Here is a 17,740-nt window from a genome sequence, read left to right as displayed (position 1 = left end):
GCCAACAAAGAGAGCGTGCAATGCCAAAACGCACAGACATCAAGAGCATCCTGATCATCGGCGCGGGCCCCATCATCATCGGCCAGGCGTGCGAGTTCGACTACTCCGGCGCCCAGGCCTGCAAGGCGCTGCGCGAGGAAGGCTTCAAGGTCATCCTGGTCAATTCGAACCCGGCGACCATCATGACCGATCCCAACACGGCCGATGTGACCTACATCGAGCCGATCACCTGGGAAGTGGTCGAGCGCATCATCGAGAAGGAGCGCCCGGACGCGATCCTGCCGACCATGGGCGGCCAGACCGCGCTGAACTGCGCGCTGGACCTGTATCGCCACGGCGTGCTGGAGAAGTACAAGGTCGAACTGATCGGCGCTTCGCCGGAAGCCATCGACAAGGCCGAGGACCGCCAGAAGTTCAAGGACGCCATGACCAAGATCGGTCTGGGTTCGGCCAAGTCGGGCATCGCCCACTCGATGGACGAAGCCATGGCCGTGCAGTCGCGCATTGCCCAGGAAACCGGCAGCGGCGGCTACCCGATCGTGATCCGCCCGTCGTTCACGCTGGGCGGCAGCGGCGGCGGCATTGCCTACAACCGCGAAGAGTTCGAAGAGATCTGCAAGCGCGGCTTGGATCTGTCGCCGACGCGCGAGCTGCTGATCGAAGAGTCGCTGCTGGGCTGGAAAGAGTATGAGATGGAAGTGGTCCGCGACAAGAAGGACAACTGCATCATCATCTGCTCGATCGAGAACCTGGACCCGATGGGCATCCACACCGGCGACTCGATCACCGTGGCCCCGGCCCAGACCCTGACCGACAAGGAATACCAGATCCTGCGCAACGCGTCGCTGGCCGTGCTGCGCGAAATCGGCGTCGACACCGGCGGTTCCAACGTGCAGTTCTCGATCAACCCGAAGGACGGTCGCATGATCGTCATCGAGATGAACCCGCGCGTGTCGCGTTCGTCGGCGCTGGCGTCCAAGGCCACCGGCTTCCCGATCGCCAAGGTCGCGGCCAAGCTGGCCGTGGGCTACACGCTGGACGAGCTGAAGAACGAGATCACCGGCGGCGCGACCCCGGCTTCGTTCGAGCCGTCGATCGACTACGTGGTCACCAAGGTGCCGCGCTTCGCGTTTGAGAAATTCCCGCAGGCTGACAGCCACCTGACCACTCAGATGAAGTCGGTGGGTGAGGTGATGGCCATGGGCCGCACCTTCCAGGAATCGTTCCAGAAGGCACTGCGCGGCCTGGAAGTGGGCGTGGACGGCCTGGATGAAAAGTCGTCGGACCGTGATGAGGTTGTCGAGGAAATCGGCGAAGCCGGCCCCGACCGCATCTGGTACGTGGGCGACGCGTTCCGCCTGGGCATGTCGCTGGAAGAGGTCTATGCCGAGACCGACATCGACCCCTGGTTCCTGGCCCAGATCGAAGACATCATCAAGACCGAAGGCCTGGTCAAGGCGCGCACGCTGGACAGCCTGTCGACCGCCGAGCTGCGCTTCCTGAAGCAGAAGGGCTTCTCCGATCGCCGCCTGGCCAAGCTGCTGAAGACCGATGCCAAGGCCGTGCGCGAGGCGCGCATCGCCCAGAACGTGCGCCCGGTCTACAAGCGCGTGGACACCTGCGCGGCCGAGTTCGCCACCAACACCGCCTACATGTACTCGACCTACGAGGCCGAGCATGGCGAGTGCGAAGCGCAGCCGACCGACAAGAAGAAGATCATGGTGCTGGGCGGCGGCCCAAACCGGATCGGCCAGGGCATCGAGTTCGACTACTGCTGCGTGCACGCCGCTCTGGCGCTGCGCGAAGACGGGTACGAGACCATCATGGTCAACTGCAACCCGGAAACCGTGTCGACCGACTATGACACCTCGGACCGCCTGTACTTCGAGCCGCTGACGCTGGAAGACGTGCTGGAAATCGTCGACAAGGAAAAGCCCGTCGGCGTGATCGTGCAGTACGGCGGCCAGACCCCGTTGAAGCTGGCGTTGGACCTGGAAGCCAACGGCGTGCCCATCATCGGCACCAGCCCCGACATGATCGACGCGGCCGAAGACCGCGAGCGCTTCCAGAAGCTGCTGCAGGAGCTGGGCCTGCGCCAGCCGCCCAACCGCACCGCGCGTGCCGAGGACGAAGCGCTGCGCTTGGCCGAAGAGATCGGCTACCCGCTGGTGGTGCGCCCGTCGTACGTGCTGGGCGGCCGCGCCATGGAAATCGTGCATGAGCCGCGCGACCTCGAGCGCTACATGCGCGAGGCCGTCAAGGTCTCGAACGATTCCCCGGTGCTGCTGGACCGCTTCCTGAACGACGCCATCGAGTGCGACGTCGATGCGATCTCCGACGGCAAGCGCGTCTTCATCGGCGGCGTGATGGAGCACATCGAGCAGGCTGGCGTGCACTCGGGCGACTCCGCCTGCTCGCTGCCGCCGTACTCGCTGTCGGCCGAGACCGTGGCCGAACTGAAGCGCCAGACCGCCGCCATGGCCCGCGCCCTGAGCGTGGTCGGCCTGATGAACGTGCAGTTCGCGATCCAGCAGAACGACGGCGTCGATACCGTCTACGTGCTGGAAGTGAACCCGCGCGCCTCGCGTACCGTGCCGTACGTATCCAAGGCCACCGGCTTGCAGCTGGCCAAGATCGCCGCGCGCTGCATGGCCGGCCAGTCGCTGGACGAGCAGGGCATCGGCGAGGAAGTCATCCCGCCGTACTACAGCGTCAAGGAAGCGGTGTTCCCGTTCAACAAGTTCCCGGGCGTCGATCCGGTCCTCGGACCTGAAATGCGTTCGACCGGCGAAGTGATGGGCGTGGGCAAGGCCTTCGGCGAGGCGCTGTTCAAGAGCCAGCTGGCCGCGGGTTCGCGCCTGCCGGAGAAGGGCACCGTGCTGATCACCGTGAAGGACAGCGACAAGCCGCGCGCAGTCGGCGTGGCCCGCATGCTGCACGACATGGGCTACCCGATCGTCGCCACCCGCGGCACCGCGTCGGCCATCGAGGCCGCCGGTATCCCGGTCAAGACGGTCAACAAGGTCAAGGACGGCCGTCCGCATATCGTGGACATGATCAAGAACGGCGAACTGGCGCTGGTGTTCACCACCGTGGACGAGACCCGCACCGCGATTGCCGATTCGCGCTCGATCCGTACCTCGGCGCTGGCCCACCGCATTCCTTACTACACCACCATCGCCGGCGCCCGCGCCGCGGTGGAGGGCCTGAAGCACATGCAGAGCCTGGAGGTCTACGACCTGCAGAGCCTGCACGCCTCGCTGGCCTGAAGCCCCGTACGTAAGGCAAGCGGCACATCGCCACTGGCCGGGCGCATTGCGCCCGGTCAAGGCCAGGAAGCCCGCCGGAGTTGCTGCCGGCGGGCTTCCTGGCCTAAACTACGTCAAATTCGTCGATCGATGCGGCGTGCCCGCATTCGGTCCTGTCTGAAAGCCGCGGTTGAGCGGAAGTGCCCTGGCAGCATTGGCCAGGGATGGCTCCAGCTCCGCTGCGGCTCATTTTTTTGTTGAACGAAGACATGAGCACCATTCCGATTACCAAGCGTGGCGCAGAGCTCCTGAAGGAGGAACTGCAGCGCCTGAAGGCTGTCGAGCGTCCGGCGGTGATCAATGCAATCTCGGAAGCCCGCGCACAGGGCGACCTGTCTGAAAACGCCGAATACGACGCCGCCAAGGAGAAGCAGGCCTTTATCGAAGGCCGCATCCTGGAAGTGGAGGCCAAGCTGTCGGCCGCGCAGGTCATCGACCCGACCCAGCTGGACACCGACGGCCGCATCGTCTTTGGCGCGACCGTTGACCTGGAGGACCTGGAGTCCGGCAGTCCCGTCAGCTACCAGATCGTGGGCGATGACGAGGCCGACATTGACGTCGGCAAGATCTCGGTCAGCTCGCCCATCGCGCGTGCGCTGATCGGCAAGTTCGAAGGCGACGTCGCAACCGTGCTGGCCCCTGGCGGCGAGCGCGAGTACGAAGTCATTACCGTACGCTATATCTGACGCCGGCCCGGCCGGCAGGCTTGCACCTGGCCCGGCCCCCGGAAAGACCGGCACGTGTTCTCCAATTCCTATAACAATCTGCCGCCGCTGCCGCACCGCATATTCCTGCTGCTGACGGTGGTGTGGGCGGGCAGCCTCTGGACCGTCGGCTACATGGTGGCGCCGACGCTGTTTTCGGTGCTGCCCAGCCGCGAGACGGCGGGCATGATCGCCGGGCACCTGTTCCATACTGAAGCCATCGTCGGGGTCACCATCGGTGTGTTGCAGCTGGTGCTGTGCAACGTGATGATCCGGCGCGGCGCCCACCGCTATCGCGGCCTGCGCTGGCTGGTGCTGGGCATGCTGTGCTGCGTGCTGGCGGGCTACTTCGGCACCCAGCCGTTCATGGCCGGCCTGAAGGAAAAGGCGCTGGCGCTGGGTGTCGGCGTTTCGGAATCGCCTTACAAGGCGCAGTTCGGCATGCTGCACGGCGTGTCGAGCGCCTTCTACCTGCTGCAAAGCCTGCTGGCGCTGGTGCTGGTGTGGCGCGCTTCGGCGCCGCGTTCGGCCGGGGAGTGAGACCGGCCGCCGGCACGGCCACAGGCGTGGCGTGCCGGCATCGGGGGCGCCTGGCGGCGACCCCGTCATGCTTCAGCTGGCAGTGTTTAGCCCAGCGCCTTCTTCTTCTGGCTGGTCGGGCGTGCGCGCGAACGCTTCACATTGCCGCCGGCGGTGACGCGCTCGTTGCCAAGCACCGTGACTTCCTTGCGGGTCGGACGGCGGTTCGGCGCAGCGCTGGGCTTCTTGACCGTCACCGTGCGCGGGGCCGCACCACCACGGCGGGCGGGGGTGTGGCGGCCCAGGTCTTCGGCCTGGTTTTCCTTCAGGCGCGCTTCGCCCGGACGCCAGACCACCAGCAGCTTGCCGATATGCTGGATCGGCGCGGCGCTGAGCTGGTCGCAGATTTCCTCGTAGATGGCGATGCGCGCATCGCGATCGTCGCCGAACACGCGGATCTTGATCAGGTCGTGGGCGGCCAGGCTGCGGTCGATCTCGGCCAGTACGGCACGGGTCAGGCCTTCGGCGCCGACCATCACGACCGGGTTCAGGGCATGGGCACGGGAGCGCAGGTCAGAGCGCTGGGCAGGGACTAGTTGTAGAGCGGGCATAGGTTGGCGCTGATTATTAGGCGCTTGAAATAGTGATAGAGCGCTGGGCGCTGGAAATCGGGCGCTGCAGCCCGCGCCGGTCGTGACACGGCGGGTCGGGCAAGGACAGGCTGCCGACGGCCGCCCCGGGGGGCGGCAAGCCGGCCGCTGATAAGGCGAGCTGGCGGTCGGGATGCGGATTGGCGCGTATTATCCGTCAATCCGGCACTGTCGGGCAGCAAAATCATCAAAACAGTAGGAAAACCTTCGCGGATGGCATTGACCGGCGGGCGGGGGCAGGGAACAGGCTGGTAACTGGCATGGCAAAAAACAAGTTCAATCATTCGTGGCTGCACGACCACATCAACGATCCGTACGTGAAAATGGCGCAGCGCGAGGGCTATCGCGCCCGCGCGGCCTACAAGCTCAAGGAGATCGACGAGCAGGACAAGCTGATCCGCCCGGGACAGGTGATCGTCGACCTGGGCGCGGCGCCCGGCAGCTGGAGCCAGTACGCCCGCAACAAGCTGGCGGACTCGCCCAGGGCCAAGGACGGCAGGATCGATGGCGCCGTGGTCGCGATCGACCTGCTGCCGATGGAACCTGTCGCCGACGTCACTTTCATCCAGGGTGACTTCCGCGAGGAATCGGTCTTCCGCGAACTGGAAAGCGTGGTGCTGGACGCCTCCGGCGGTAACAAGATTGACCTTGTTTTGTCCGACATGGCCCCCAATTTGTCCGGTGTAGCCTTCGCTGATGCAGCACGGATCGAGTACCTGTGCGACCTGGCGCTGGAATTTGCGCAGGCCCACCTTAAGCCGGAGGGGGCATTGCTGGTAAAGTGCTTCCACGGGAGCGGCTACAGCCAGATCGTGGAGAAGTTCAAGCGGCATTTCAAAGTGGTTGCGAAACGCAAGCCCAAGGCGTCTCGCGACAAGTCTTCCGAAACCTTTATCCTTGGGCGCTACCTCAAGGCAGTGGATTGACCGGTCTCGATACAAGCCAGGGCGAAAAAAGAAGCGTGGAAAGTGCCCCACCCGGTGCTATCGGCATCATAGTTTCTCTGTTTCCCCCCGAGGGCGGGCGCTGCATTACAATGCAGCTATCCGTTGGCAAGGCAATTGCAAAGGAGTTCGGCCTTGAATAACAACCTGTTTCAAAAGGCGGCAATCTGGCTAGTGATCGCGCTGGTGCTGTTTACCGTCTTCAAGCAGTTCGACAAGCCCCGTGCGCAGGACAGCGTCACCTATTCGCAGTTCATGGATGACGCCAAGAACGGCAAGGTGTCGCGTGTCGACGTGCAGGGCCGCAACCTGGTGGTCTCGCCTAAGGAGGGCGCCAAGTACACCATCATCTCGCCGGGCGACATCTGGATGGTCGGCGACCTGATGAAGTACGGCGTCCAGGTGACCGGCAAGGCGGACGACGAACCCAACGTGCTGGTCCAGGCCCTGTATTACCTCGGGCCGACCCTGCTGATCATCGTGTTCTGGTTCTACATGATGCGTCAGATGCAGGGTGGCGGCAAAGGCGGCGCTTTCTCATTCGGCAAGTCGCGTGCGCGCCTGATCGATGAAAACCAGAACGCCGTCACGTTCCAGGACGTGGCCGGCTGCGATGAGTCCAAGGAAGAAGTGGTCGAACTGGTCGACTTCCTGAAGGACCCGCAAAAGTTCCAGAAGCTGGGCGGGCGCATCCCGCGCGGCGTGCTGCTGGTTGGCCCTCCGGGTACCGGCAAGACGCTGCTGGCACGTGCCATCGCCGGCGAGGCCAAGGTGCCGTTCTTCAGCATCTCGGGTTCCGACTTCGTTGAAATGTTCGTCGGCGTGGGCGCGGCCCGTGTGCGCGACATGTTCGAGAACGCCAAGAAGCAGGCCCCCTGCATCGTGTTCATCGATGAAATCGACGCGGTCGGCCGCCATCGTGGCGCCGGCATGGGCGGCGGCAACGACGAGCGCGAGCAGACCCTGAACCAGATGCTGGTCGAGATGGATGGCTTCGAGGCCAACTCGGGCGTGATCGTGATCGCCGCGACCAACCGTGCCGACGTGCTGGACAAGGCGCTGCTGCGTCCGGGCCGTTTCGACCGCCAGGTCTATGTGGGCCTGCCGGACATCCGCGGCCGCGAGCAGATCCTGAAGGTCCATATGCGCAAGGTGCCGATCGGCAACGACGTCGACGCCTCGGTGATCGCGCGTGGTACCCCGGGCTTCTCGGGCGCCGACCTGGCCAACCTGGTCAACGAGGCCGCGCTGTTTGCCGCCCGCCGCAGCAAGCGCGTGGTCGACATGCAGGACTTCGAGGACGCCAAGGACAAGATCTACATGGGTCCGGAGCGCAAGTCGACGGTCATGCGCGAGGAAGAGCGCCGTGCCACGGCTTACCACGAGTCGGGCCATGCGGTGGTGGCCAAGCTGCTGCCCAAGGCCGACCCGGTGCACAAGGTCACGATCATGCCGCGTGGCTGGGCGCTGGGCGTGACCTGGCAGCTGCCGGAGCATGACAAGTATTCGAAGTACAAGGACAGCATGCTGGAAGAGGTTGCTATCCTCTTCGGCGGCCGTGCGGCGGAAGAGGTCTTCCTCAACGCCATGAGCACCGGTGCGTCCAACGACTTCGAGCGCGCCACCAAGATCGCCCGCGACATGGTGACCCGCTTCGGCATGAGCGATTCGCTCGGCGCCATGGTCTACGTGGATACCGAGCAGGATGGCATGTTCGGCAAGCTGTCGTCCAAGACCGTGTCGGAAGCCACGCAGCAGAAGGTCGACGCCGAGATCCGCCGCATCATCGACGAGCAATACGCGCTGGCCAAGCGCCTGCTCGAAGAGAACCGCGACAAGGTCGAAGCCATGACCAACGCGCTGATGGAGTGGGAAACCATCGATGCCGACCAGGTCAATGACATCATGGCCGGCAAGCCGCCGCGTCCGCCGCGCAGTGCGTCGGGCCAGAATGGTGGCGGCAGCACGCCTTCGGGCGGCTCGCCGGTGGCGCCGACCAACGCGCCTGCCACGGCCTGATCCCGCGACTTCGTCTGGCTGACGACGTAGTGGTGGTGGCTGTGTAGTGGCTGTATCCGAAGCCGGTGCCTGGTGCACCGGCTTTTCCTTTTGCGCGACGGGTTCGCGCACAGACTTTCCTCAAGTATTCCGACCTTGCAGCAGACTCCTCAGACCCGGTACTTCCAGTGCGGACGTTTCCGCTATGCGTTGGACCAGCGCCCGCTGGTCATGGGCATTCTCAATGTCACGCCAGATTCGTTCTCCGACGGCGGCCAGCACGCCAGCCGCGATGCGGCGCTGCGCCACGCGGAGCAGATGATCCAGGAGGGGGTGGACATCATCGATATCGGTGGCGAGTCGAGCCGCCCGGGCTCGGCCGCGCTGCCGCTTGAGGACGAACTGGCACGCGTGATCCCCGTGGTGGAAGCGCTGCGCAACTGCGGCAAGCCGCTGTCGATCGATACCTACAAGCCCGAGGTCATGCGCGCCGCACTTGCGGCCGGAGCCGATCTCATCAACGATATCTGGGGTTTCCGCATGCCGGGCGCGGTCGAGGCCGTGGCGGCGGGGCAGGCGGGCCTGTGCGTGATGCATATGCAGCGCGATCCGCAGACCATGCAGGAAGACCCGCACTACGACGACGTGGTCGCCGAGGTGGCCGGGTTCCTTGCCGAGCGCATTGCCGTGCTGCGCGCTGCCGGCATCGACGACGCGCGCATATCCCTCGATCCGGGGTTTGGCTTCGGAAAGACACCCGATCATAATCTGCGCCTGCTCGGCCAATTGCCGCGGCTGGCGCTGGAGGGCCTGCCGGTGCTGGCGGGCATTTCGCGCAAGTCCACGCTGGGCGCCGTCCTCGGTGGCCGGCCGCCGCAGCAGCGTGTTGCGGCCAGCATTGCCGCCGCGGTGTGTGCGCTGGAGCGCGGAGCATTTATCGTGCGCGTGCATGATGTGGAGCAGACGGTGGATGCCGTGAAGACCTGGTGGGCGGTGCGCAACGAGTCCGTTGGCGCGGCCTGAACCGGCCGCGGCCACTGCGGACAGAACAACGATCAGAGTACAGAAAGGGAATCAGCGAATGACACGCAAGTATTTCGGGACAGATGGCGTGCGGGGCAGGGTCGGCGAGGCGCCGATCACGCCGGACTTCGTGATGCGGCTGGGCCATGCTGCCGGCAAGGTGCTGGCCCACGGCGCCAAGACCGGGCAAGGCAAGCCGACCGTGCTGATCGGCAAGGACACGCGCATTTCCGGCTATATGCTGGAAGCGGCGCTGGAGGCCGGCTTTACCTCGGCTGGCGTGCACGTGCTGCTGACCGGCCCGCTGCCGACGCCGGGCATCGCCTACCTGACGCGGGCGCTGCGGCTGTCCGCCGGCGTGGTGATCTCGGCCAGCCACAATCCCTATTACGACAACGGCATCAAGTTCTTTTCGGCCGACGGCGACAAGTTGCCCGACGAGGTCGAGGCGGAGATCGAGGCTGCCATCGAAGAGCCGATGGTGTGCGCGCCATCCGATGACCTGGGCCGCGCGCGCCGCATCAACGATGCCCCCGGGCGCTATATCGAGTTCTGCAAGAGCACCTTCCCGCACGAGCAGGACCTGTACGGCCTGAAGCTGGTGGTCGACTGCGCCCATGGCGCGGCCTACCACATCGCGCCGCACGTGTTCCATGAACTGGGCGCCGACGTGATTTCGATCGGCAACCAGCCGGACGGCCGCAATATCAACGACGGCTACGGCGCCACCGCGCCGGGCAAGCTGATTGAGGCTGTCAAGGCCCATGGCGCCGACCTGGGCCTGGCCTTTGACGGCGACGCCGACCGCTTGCAGGTGGTGGATGCCGACGGCCGTCTCTACAACGGCGACGAACTACTGTATCTGATCGTGCGCGACCGCCAGGCCGCCGGCCAGGCGGTGCCCGGTGCCGTGGGCACGCTGATGACCAATATGGCGGTCGAGCTGGCGCTCAAGCGCCAGGGCGTGGAATTCGTGCGCGCCAAGGTGGGCGACCGCTATGTGCTCGAAGAGTTAAACAAGCGCAGCTGGACGCTGGGCGGCGAGGGTTCCGGCCACCTGTTGTGCCTGGACCGCCACAGCACCGGCGACGGCATCGTGTCGGCGCTGCAGGTGCTGGCCGCGCTGCGCCGCAGCGGCAAGACCCTGGCGCAGTTGCTCGAGGGCGTACGGCTGTTCCCGCAGACGCTGATCAATGTGCGCGTGCAGAAGGGCTTCGACTGGCAGTCGCATGCCGGCCTACAGGCCGCGCGCGCGGCGGTCGAGCCTGAGCTGGAAGGACGCGGCCGGGTGCTGATCCGTGCCTCCGGCACCGAACCGGTGGTGCGCGTGATGGTCGAGGCCGAGCAGGCCGAAATGGCCGAGCGCGCGGCCAGGCGGCTGGCGGATGCCTTGGGCGCCTGATACGCCGCACCTTGACCAGGAACGCCGGGCTAGTCCCGGCGTTTTTTTGCCAGATATCGCAATTAACCGCCGTAATATTGGGCCGGCATGACAGCCGGATGGCAGCGGCGATCCCTTGCTGGAGGCCGGTTCCAAGAAGATTTGAAGATGTCACGGAATTGTCATACAGGGAGCATAGAGTTCGTCTTGTCAAAAATTTGTCATTCCCAACCAATGTTCTCTGGAGGACATATGAAGCTGGTCAAGACTGCCGTGGCAGGCATCGTTTCGATGGTGGTGGCGGGTACTGCGTTCGCGGCGGAAATTACCGGTGCAGGCGCTTCTTTCCCGGCGCCCGTGTATTCCAAGTGGGCCGACGCATACCAAAAAGCAACGGGTAACAAGGTCAACTATCAATCCATCGGCTCGTCGGGCGGGATCAAGCAGATCGGGGCCAAGACGGTCGATTTCGGTGCCTCGGACGCGCCGCTGAAGGACGAGGACCTGAACAAGCAGGGCCTGGTCCAGTTCCCGACCGTGATCGGCGGCGTGGTGCCGGTGATCAACCTGCAGGGCGTGAAGCCGGGCGAACTGACCATCACGGGCGAAGTGCTGGCCAATATCTACCTGGGCAAGATCAAGAAGTGGGATGACCCCGCGATCAAGGCGCTGAACCCGCAAGCCAAGCTGCCGAGCCAGGACATCCTGCCGGTGCGCCGCGCCGACGGTTCGGGCACGACCTTCATCTTCACCAACTACCTGTCCAAGGTCAGCCCGGAATGGAAGAGCGCGGTGGGCGAAGGCACCACGGTCAACTGGCCGGGCGGCGGCACCGGCGGCAAGGGCAACGAGGGCGTGGCCGCCTTCGTGCAGCGCCTGAATGGCGCGATCGGCTATGTCGAGTACGCCTACGCCAAGCAGAACAAGATGACCCACCTGAACATGAAGAACGCGTCGGGTGCCGTGGTCAAGCCGGGTGACGACGCCTTCAAGGCCGCCGCCGCCGGTGCGGACTGGAGCAAGAGCTACTACCAGATCCTGACCAACCAGTCGGGCAAGGAAGCCTGGCCGATCGCCGGCGCCACCTTCATCCTGGTCCACAAGAACCAGGAAAAGGCCGCGCAGGGCGCCGAAGTGCTGAAGTTCTTCGACTGGGCCTACAAGAGCGGCGCCAACATGGCTGCCGACCTCGACTACGTGCCGCTGCCGGAAAACGTTGTGAACCAGATCCGTTCGACCTGGAAGACCAGCGTCAAGGACGCCTCGGGCAAGGCGCTGTACTGATCCTGACGGCATCGCTGGCCCCGCGTGAGTGCGGGGCCGGTGGCCGGGCTGCCCGCAACTGGCCCGGACACCGGGCTCCCGCCCAGGCGGGAGCGGCGATCCACCCTGAATTCCCGACATGGCGACTACCCCCTCCGAGATCCGCAACGTCCAGCCCCCGAGCCGCATGGGCGACATCCTGTTCGGCGGCCTGACGCGAGGCGCCGCGATCGTGACGCTGCTGCTGCTGGGCGGCATCATCGTCTCGCTCGCGATCAGCGCCTGGCCGTCGATCCAGACTTTCGGCGCGCGCTTCCTGTGGACCGCGGAGTGGGATCCTCCCGCCGATGTCTATGGTGCGCTGGTGCCCATCTACGGCACCATCGTGACCTCGCTGATCGCGCTGATCATCGCGGTGCCGGTCAGCTTCGGCATCGCGCTGTTCCTGACCGAACTGTCGCCCGCCTGGCTGCGCCGCCCGCTGGGCACCGCCATCGAACTGCTCGCCGCAGTGCCGTCGATCGTCTACGGCATGTGGGGCCTGCTCGTGTTCGCACCGATCTTCGGCGAGTATTTCCAGAAGCCCCTGGCCGCCACGGTCGGCCAGCTGCCGGTGGTCGGCAAGCTGTTCCAGGGAGCGCCGCTGGGCATCGGCCTGCTGTGTGCGGGCGTGATTCTGGCGATCATGATCATCCCGTACATCGCCTCGGTGATGCGCGACGTGTTTGAAGTCACCCCGGTACTGCTCAAGGAATCCGCCTACGGCGTGGGCTGCACCACCTGGGAGGTGATGTGGAACGTGGTGCTGCCCTACACCCGCGCCGGCGTCATCGGCGGCGTGATGCTGGGCCTGGGCCGTGCACTGGGCGAGACCATGGCCGTCACCTTCGTGATCGGCAATACCAACCTGCTGGACAGCGCCTCGCTGTTCTCGCCGGGCAACAGCATCACCTCGGCATTGGCCAACGAGTTCGCCGAAGCCGGCGCCGGCCTGCACACCGCCGCGCTGATGGAACTGGGCCTCATCCTGTTCTTCATTACCTTCGTGGTGCTGGCGCTGTCCAAGCTGCTGCTGCTGCGACTGGCAAAGAATGAGGGAACCAAATGAGCGTGAGTCAAGCCGTGTCTACCGTATCGATCCCGGCGGTCCGCCCCGACGCGGATGCCATCCGCACCCGGCTGCAGGCGCGCCGCCGCCGCACCAACCTGTACGCACTGACCGCCTCGCTGGCGGCGATGGGCTTCGGCCTGTTCTGGCTGGCGTGGATCCTGTGGACCACCGTCACGCTGGGCGTGGGCGGCCTGTCGCTGGACCTGTTCACGCAGATGACGCCAGCGCCCAATACAGCCGGCGGCGGCCTGGCCAACGCCATCTTCGGCAGCTTCGTGATGGTCGGCATGGCCACGCTGTTCGGTACGCCGCTGGGCATCCTGGCCGGCATCTACCTGGCCGAGTACGGCAAGAGCTCGCCGCTGGCCAGCCTTATCCGCTTTATCAACGACATCCTGCTGTCGGCGCCGTCGATCGTGATCGGCCTCTTTGTCTACGCGCTGGTGGTGACCCGCATGGGCCACTTCTCGGGCTGGGCCGGGATCTGTGCGCTGGCGCTGCTGCAGGTGCCGATCGTGGTGCGCACCACCGAGAACATGCTGAACCTGGTGCCCAACGCGCTGCGCGAGGCTGCCTTCGCACTCGGCACGCCCAAGTGGAAGATGGTGCTGTCGATCACCGTGAAGTCATCCTACGCCGGGATTGTGACCGGGGTGTTGCTGGCCGTCGCGCGTATCGCCGGCGAGACCGCGCCGCTGCTGTTCACCGCGCTGTCCAACCAGTTCTGGACCAGCGACCTGAACAAGCCGATGGCCAACCTGCCGGTGACGATCTTCCGCTTTGCCATGAGTCCGTTCACCGAATGGCAGCAGCTGGCCTGGGCGGGTGTGTTCCTGATTACGCTCGGCGTGCTGGCATTGAATATCCTGGCGCGCATCCTGTTCAAGAAATAAGCGGCGCGGCCGGTAATCCGTCCCGCCCCAAAGACTGCAAGCGAGAAACGCAATGACCTCCACCGTCATCGACATTCCCGATTCGGTACGCGCCAAGATCGACGTGCGCAACCTGAACTTCTACTACAGCCAGTTCCATGCGCTGAAAGACATCAACATGTCGATCCCGGACCGCAAGGTCACGGCCTTCATCGGGCCATCGGGCTGCGGCAAGTCGACGCTGCTGCGCACCTTCAACAAGATGTATGCGCTGTACCCCGAACAGCGCGCCGAGGGTGAGATCAACATGGACGGCGAAAACCTGCTGACCGCCCGCCAGGACATCGCGCTGCTGCGCGCCAAGGTCGGCATGGTGTTCCAGAAGCCGACGCCGTTCCCGATGTCGATCTACGACAACATCGCCTTCGGCGTGCGCCTGTTCGAGAAGCTGTCGCGCTCGGAGATGGACGACCGCGTGGAATGGGCGCTGACCAAGGCGGCGCTGTGGAACGAAGCCAAGGACAAGCTGCACCAGTCGGGCTACGGCCTGTCCGGCGGCCAGCAGCAGCGCCTGTGCATCGCGCGCGGCATTGCCATCCGCCCCGAAGTGCTGCTGCTGGACGAGCCGTGCTCGGCGCTGGACCCGATCTCCACTGGCCGCATCGAAGAGCTGATCGCGGAACTGAAGGACGAGTACACGGTCGTGATCGTCACCCATAACATGCAGCAGGCGGCGCGCTGCTCCGACTACACCGCCTACATGTACCTGGGCGAGCTGATCGAGTTCGGCGAGACCGAGAAGATCTTCATCAAGCCGCACCGCAAGGAAACGGAAGACTACATTACCGGCCGGTTCGGCTGATCGTCACCGCAGGGCGTAGCATATCCATAAGCGGCCAGGAGAATCCCATGCCAGACAAGCACCTGTCGACCCAGTTCGACGCTGACCTCAACGCGATCAACACCAAGCTGCTGCAGATGGGCGGCCTGGTCGAGTCGCAGATCGAACTCGCCATGCGCGCGCTGACCGACTTCGACGGCGAGACCGCGGACCAGGTCATCGCCCGGGAGATCCAGCTCAACGCGCTGGAAGTCGAGATCGATGCCGACTGCGGCAACATCATCGCCAGGCGCCAGCCGACCGCGCGCGACCTGCGCCTGGTGATGGCCATCTCCAAGACCATCACCAACCTGGAGCGCGCCGGCGACGAAGCCGAGAAGATCGCCAAGCGTACCAAGCACATCATGGAAGACGCGTCGGCGCACAGCATCAACTACGCCGAGGTCAAGCTCTCGGGCGAGATGGCGATTTCGCTGCTGCGCCAGGCGCTGGACGCCTTTGCGCGCCTGGACACCGTGGCGGCGGCGCGCATCGTCAAGGACGACAAGGCCATCGACGAGGAATTCCGCGGCTTCGTGCGCAAGCTGATCACGTACATGATGGAAGACCCGCGTACGATCTCGGTCGCGCTGGATTTCCTGTTTATCGCCAAGGCGGTGGAGCGCATTGGCGATCACGCCAAGAACATCGCGGAATTTATCATTTACATTGTCAAGGGGACGGACGTCCGCCATGTCTCGCGCGAGGACATGGAGCGCGAAGCGCTGAGCTGAACTCAGCCGCCCACGGAGAACAATACACATGCCAAGCAGTATTCTCGTTGTCGAAGACGAACCGGCGATCGCCGAACTGATCGCGGTAAACCTGCAGCACGCGGGGCACTATCCGATCCGGGCCTACAACGCCGAGCAGGCGCTGTCGCTGATGAGCGATGTGCTGCCCGACCTGGTGCTGCTCGACTGGATGCTCCCGGGCAAGTCGGGCGCGAACTTCGCCAAGGAGTTGCGGGCCAACGACCGCACCCGCCAGATCCCCATCATCATGCTGACTGCCCGCGGCGATGAGCAGGACAAGGTGATGGGGCTTGAGGCCGGCGCCGACGACTACGTCACCAAGCCGTTCTCGCCCAAGGAACTGCTGGCGCGGATCAAGGCCGTGCTGCGCCGCCGCGCACCGCAGCTGACCGACGACGTGGTGGCCATCAACGGCCTGCGCCTGGACCCGGCCACGCACCGCGTCACCGGCCAGGACGACAGCGGCGCGATCAAGCTGGACCTGGGTCCGACCGAGTTCCGCCTGCTGCACTTCCTGATGACACATCCGGAGCGCGTGCACAGCCGCTCGCAACTGCTCGACCAGGTCTGGGGCGACCATGTCTTTGTCGAGGAGCGCACCGTCGATGTCCATATCAAGCGCCTGCGCGCCGCGCTCACCCCCGGCGGCTACAGCAATATGATCGAAACCGTGCGCGGCAGTGGCTACCGCCTGGCGCGCACGCCCGGCGCCTGACGCGCCGGGCATGGCCGGGCGGCTGACGTACCGTCCGGCCAGGATGGCCCACGCTGCTGGCAGGGCGCGGCGAATTCGTGGCACACTCCGTCGCAACCCTGCAGCCTTCCATGGCTGCGAGCCTGAAGCCTGCGCATGAATGTCATCTGGGCCCGTTCCGTGGCCATCCTGATCAGCCTGCTGGTGCTGTCCGCCGGTGTCTACCTGGCCGTGGGCCCGGTGCCGGCGCTGGCGCTGGCGTGCGTATCGCTGCTCGGGCTGCTGTTCTACTACCTGTACCAGATCAACCGCCTGTGGAAGGTGCTCGATGCGCCGGTCTACGGCGAGATCCCCAGTGCACTCGGGCTTTGGGGCGAGGTGTATTACCGGCTGCACCGGCTCGTCAAGCGCTGGCGCACCCAGGTGCTGCAGGTCGAGCAGCAGCACACGCGCTTTATCCAGGCCATCCAGGCTTCGCCCAACGGAGTGCTGATGCTGGACGACGCCGACCAGATCGAGTGGTGCAACGACGTGGCAGAGCAGCATTTCGGCCTGAACGCGCGGCGCGACGTGCGCCAGCGCATCACCCACCTGATCCGCCGCCCCGAGTTCGTCCACTACCTGACCCGGCAGCGTTTCGACGATCCGCTGGTGATGCGCGACATGGGCGAACACAAGCACAGCGTGATCGCGGTGCAGATCCTGCCCTATGGCGACAACCGCAAGCTGGTGATCACCCAGGACATCACCAAGCTCGAAAACACCGAGGCGATGCGGCGCGACTTCGTTGCCAACGTGTCGCACGAACTGAAGACGCCGCTGACGGTGCTGACCGGCTTCCTGGAGACCGTGCGTGACCTGCCGGTGTCGGAGGACGACCGGCGCCGCTACATCGACATGATGCTGGCGCAGTCGGTGCGCATGCAGAGCATCGTCGAAGACCTGCTGGCGCTGGCCAAGCTGGAAAGCGATGCGCAGCCGCCCGGCAATGACATCGTGCCGATCCGTGCCATGGTGGCGCACCTGAGCCACGACGCCGAGGCGCTCTCGCAGGGACGGCACCAGGTCTCGGCCGATATCGACCCGACCGTGGGGGTGCGCGGCGCGGAAACCGAACTGCTCTCGGCGCTGGGCAACCTGGTGTCGAACGCGGTGCGCTACACGCCGGATGGCGGGCGTATCACCATGCGCCTGGCCTGGGAAGAGGGCCATGCCGTGTTCTCCGTGGCCGATACCGGCCTGGGCATTGCGCCCGAGCATATTCCCCGGCTGACCGAGCGCTTCTACCGCGTGGACCGCAGCCGCTCGCGCGACACCGGCGGCACCGGGCTGGGGCTGGCCATCGTCAAGCACGTGCTGTCACGCCACCATGCGGACTTGCGCGTGACCAGCGAGGAGGGCCGGGGCAGCGTGTTCCGCGTGATCTTTCCGCTTGAGCGCAGCCTGCGTTCGGCTGGGGAGGGTGCGGACATGCCAACGCCAGGCACCGGCCCGACCGCGCCGCCGCAGTCGCCGGACACCTCGCGCCGCGCCGCCTGACCCGTAAAGGAAAACCCCGCCGCGGCGGTAATGCCGTTCAGTTAAGTCTGAACGGCATTTTTCTTTGCAGGGGTTGTAAACAAGGTGTCGAGCTGTTAA

General features: G+C 65.1%; 15 protein-coding genes. 14 read left to right on the top strand and 1 reads right to left on the bottom strand.

The window, feature by feature from the left end; genetic code table 11:
• Positions 1-20: 20 nt before the first annotated feature.
• The 3 genes from carB (at position 21) to AC1Q7H_RS31970 (ending at position 4,552) form a co-directional block, all read left to right on the top strand.
• Positions 21-3,269, top strand: a complete 3,249-nt coding sequence (gene carB, locus AC1Q7H_RS31980; protein ID WP_492382131.1) for a carbamoyl-phosphate synthase large subunit — start codon at positions 21-23, stop codon at positions 3,267-3,269.
• Between the two features lie 248 nt (positions 3,270-3,517).
• Positions 3,518-3,994: a transcription elongation factor GreA gene (gene greA, locus AC1Q7H_RS31975; RefSeq protein ID WP_013957290.1), complete on the top strand. Its 477-nt coding sequence runs from the start codon at positions 3,518-3,520 to the stop codon at positions 3,992-3,994.
• 54 nt (positions 3,995-4,048) lie between these two features.
• Complete coding sequence (locus AC1Q7H_RS31970; RefSeq protein ID WP_211979910.1) at positions 4,049-4,552, top strand: DUF4149 domain-containing protein; 504 nt, start codon at positions 4,049-4,051, stop codon at positions 4,550-4,552.
• Between the two features lie 86 nt (positions 4,553-4,638).
• Here AC1Q7H_RS31970 and AC1Q7H_RS31965 read toward each other — a convergent pair whose 3' ends face one another.
• Complete coding sequence (locus AC1Q7H_RS31965) at positions 4,639-5,142, bottom strand: YhbY family RNA-binding protein (protein WP_010814317.1); 504 nt, start codon at positions 5,140-5,142, stop codon at positions 4,639-4,641.
• 299 nt (positions 5,143-5,441) lie between these two features.
• Between AC1Q7H_RS31965 and AC1Q7H_RS31960 the strand changes: the two genes are divergently transcribed.
• The 11 genes from AC1Q7H_RS31960 to phoR all read left to right on the top strand — a co-directional run bounded on the left by AC1Q7H_RS31960 (position 5,442) and on the right by phoR (position 17,641).
• Entirely contained in the window at positions 5,442-6,107 is a 666-nt protein-coding gene (locus AC1Q7H_RS31960) for an RlmE family RNA methyltransferase (protein ID WP_010814316.1), read from the top strand.
• Positions 6,108-6,260: 153 nt separating this feature from the next.
• A complete protein-coding gene (gene ftsH / locus AC1Q7H_RS31955; RefSeq protein ID WP_013957288.1) occupies positions 6,261-8,144 on the top strand; it encodes an ATP-dependent zinc metalloprotease FtsH in 1,884 nt (627 codons plus the stop codon).
• Between the two features lie 135 nt (positions 8,145-8,279).
• Positions 8,280-9,146 carry a dihydropteroate synthase gene (gene folP, locus AC1Q7H_RS31950; RefSeq protein ID WP_211979907.1) on the top strand — a complete coding sequence of 289 codons (867 nt, stop codon included), beginning with the start codon at positions 8,280-8,282 and terminating at the stop codon, positions 9,144-9,146.
• A gap of 58 nt (positions 9,147-9,204) precedes the next feature.
• On the top strand, positions 9,205-10,548 hold the full coding sequence (gene glmM / locus AC1Q7H_RS31945) for a phosphoglucosamine mutase (RefSeq protein ID WP_153954723.1): 1,344 nt from the start codon (positions 9,205-9,207) through the stop codon (positions 10,546-10,548).
• 231 nt (positions 10,549-10,779) lie between these two features.
• Entirely contained in the window at positions 10,780-11,811 is a 1,032-nt protein-coding gene (pstS, locus tag AC1Q7H_RS31940) for a phosphate ABC transporter substrate-binding protein PstS (RefSeq protein ID WP_211979906.1), read from the top strand.
• Positions 11,812-11,929: 118 nt separating this feature from the next.
• Complete coding sequence (gene pstC / locus AC1Q7H_RS31935) at positions 11,930-12,898, top strand: phosphate ABC transporter permease PstC (RefSeq protein WP_011615657.1); 969 nt, start codon at positions 11,930-11,932, stop codon at positions 12,896-12,898.
• Positions 12,895-13,794: a phosphate ABC transporter permease PstA gene (gene pstA / locus AC1Q7H_RS31930; RefSeq protein WP_013957283.1), complete on the top strand. Its 900-nt coding sequence runs from the start codon at positions 12,895-12,897 to the stop codon at positions 13,792-13,794. Before pstC ends, pstA begins: the two co-directional genes overlap by 4 nt.
• Before the next feature lie 52 nt (positions 13,795-13,846).
• Positions 13,847-14,635 carry a phosphate ABC transporter ATP-binding protein PstB gene (gene pstB / locus AC1Q7H_RS31925; RefSeq protein WP_013957282.1) on the top strand — a complete coding sequence of 263 codons (789 nt, stop codon included), beginning with the start codon at positions 13,847-13,849 and terminating at the stop codon, positions 14,633-14,635.
• 47 nt (positions 14,636-14,682) lie between these two features.
• A complete protein-coding gene (phoU, locus tag AC1Q7H_RS31920; protein WP_013957281.1) occupies positions 14,683-15,387 on the top strand; it encodes a phosphate signaling complex protein PhoU in 705 nt (234 codons plus the stop codon).
• Positions 15,388-15,415: 28 nt separating this feature from the next.
• Positions 15,416-16,123, top strand: a complete 708-nt coding sequence (phoB, locus tag AC1Q7H_RS31915; RefSeq protein WP_013957280.1) for a phosphate regulon transcriptional regulator PhoB — start codon at positions 15,416-15,418, stop codon at positions 16,121-16,123.
• Between the two features lie 135 nt (positions 16,124-16,258).
• The gene (gene phoR / locus AC1Q7H_RS31910) at positions 16,259-17,641 is read left to right on the top strand and encodes a phosphate regulon sensor histidine kinase PhoR (RefSeq protein ID WP_013957279.1); all 1,383 of its coding nucleotides are present in this window, start codon (positions 16,259-16,261) and stop codon (positions 17,639-17,641) included.
• Positions 17,642-17,740 lie beyond the last annotated feature (99 nt).

It is taken from the genome of Cupriavidus sp. GW823-FHT06D04, from assembly GCF_058795055.1.
The sequence above is the reverse complement of the archived record's forward strand: the minus strand, read 5'-3'. Positions and strand labels throughout refer to the sequence as shown.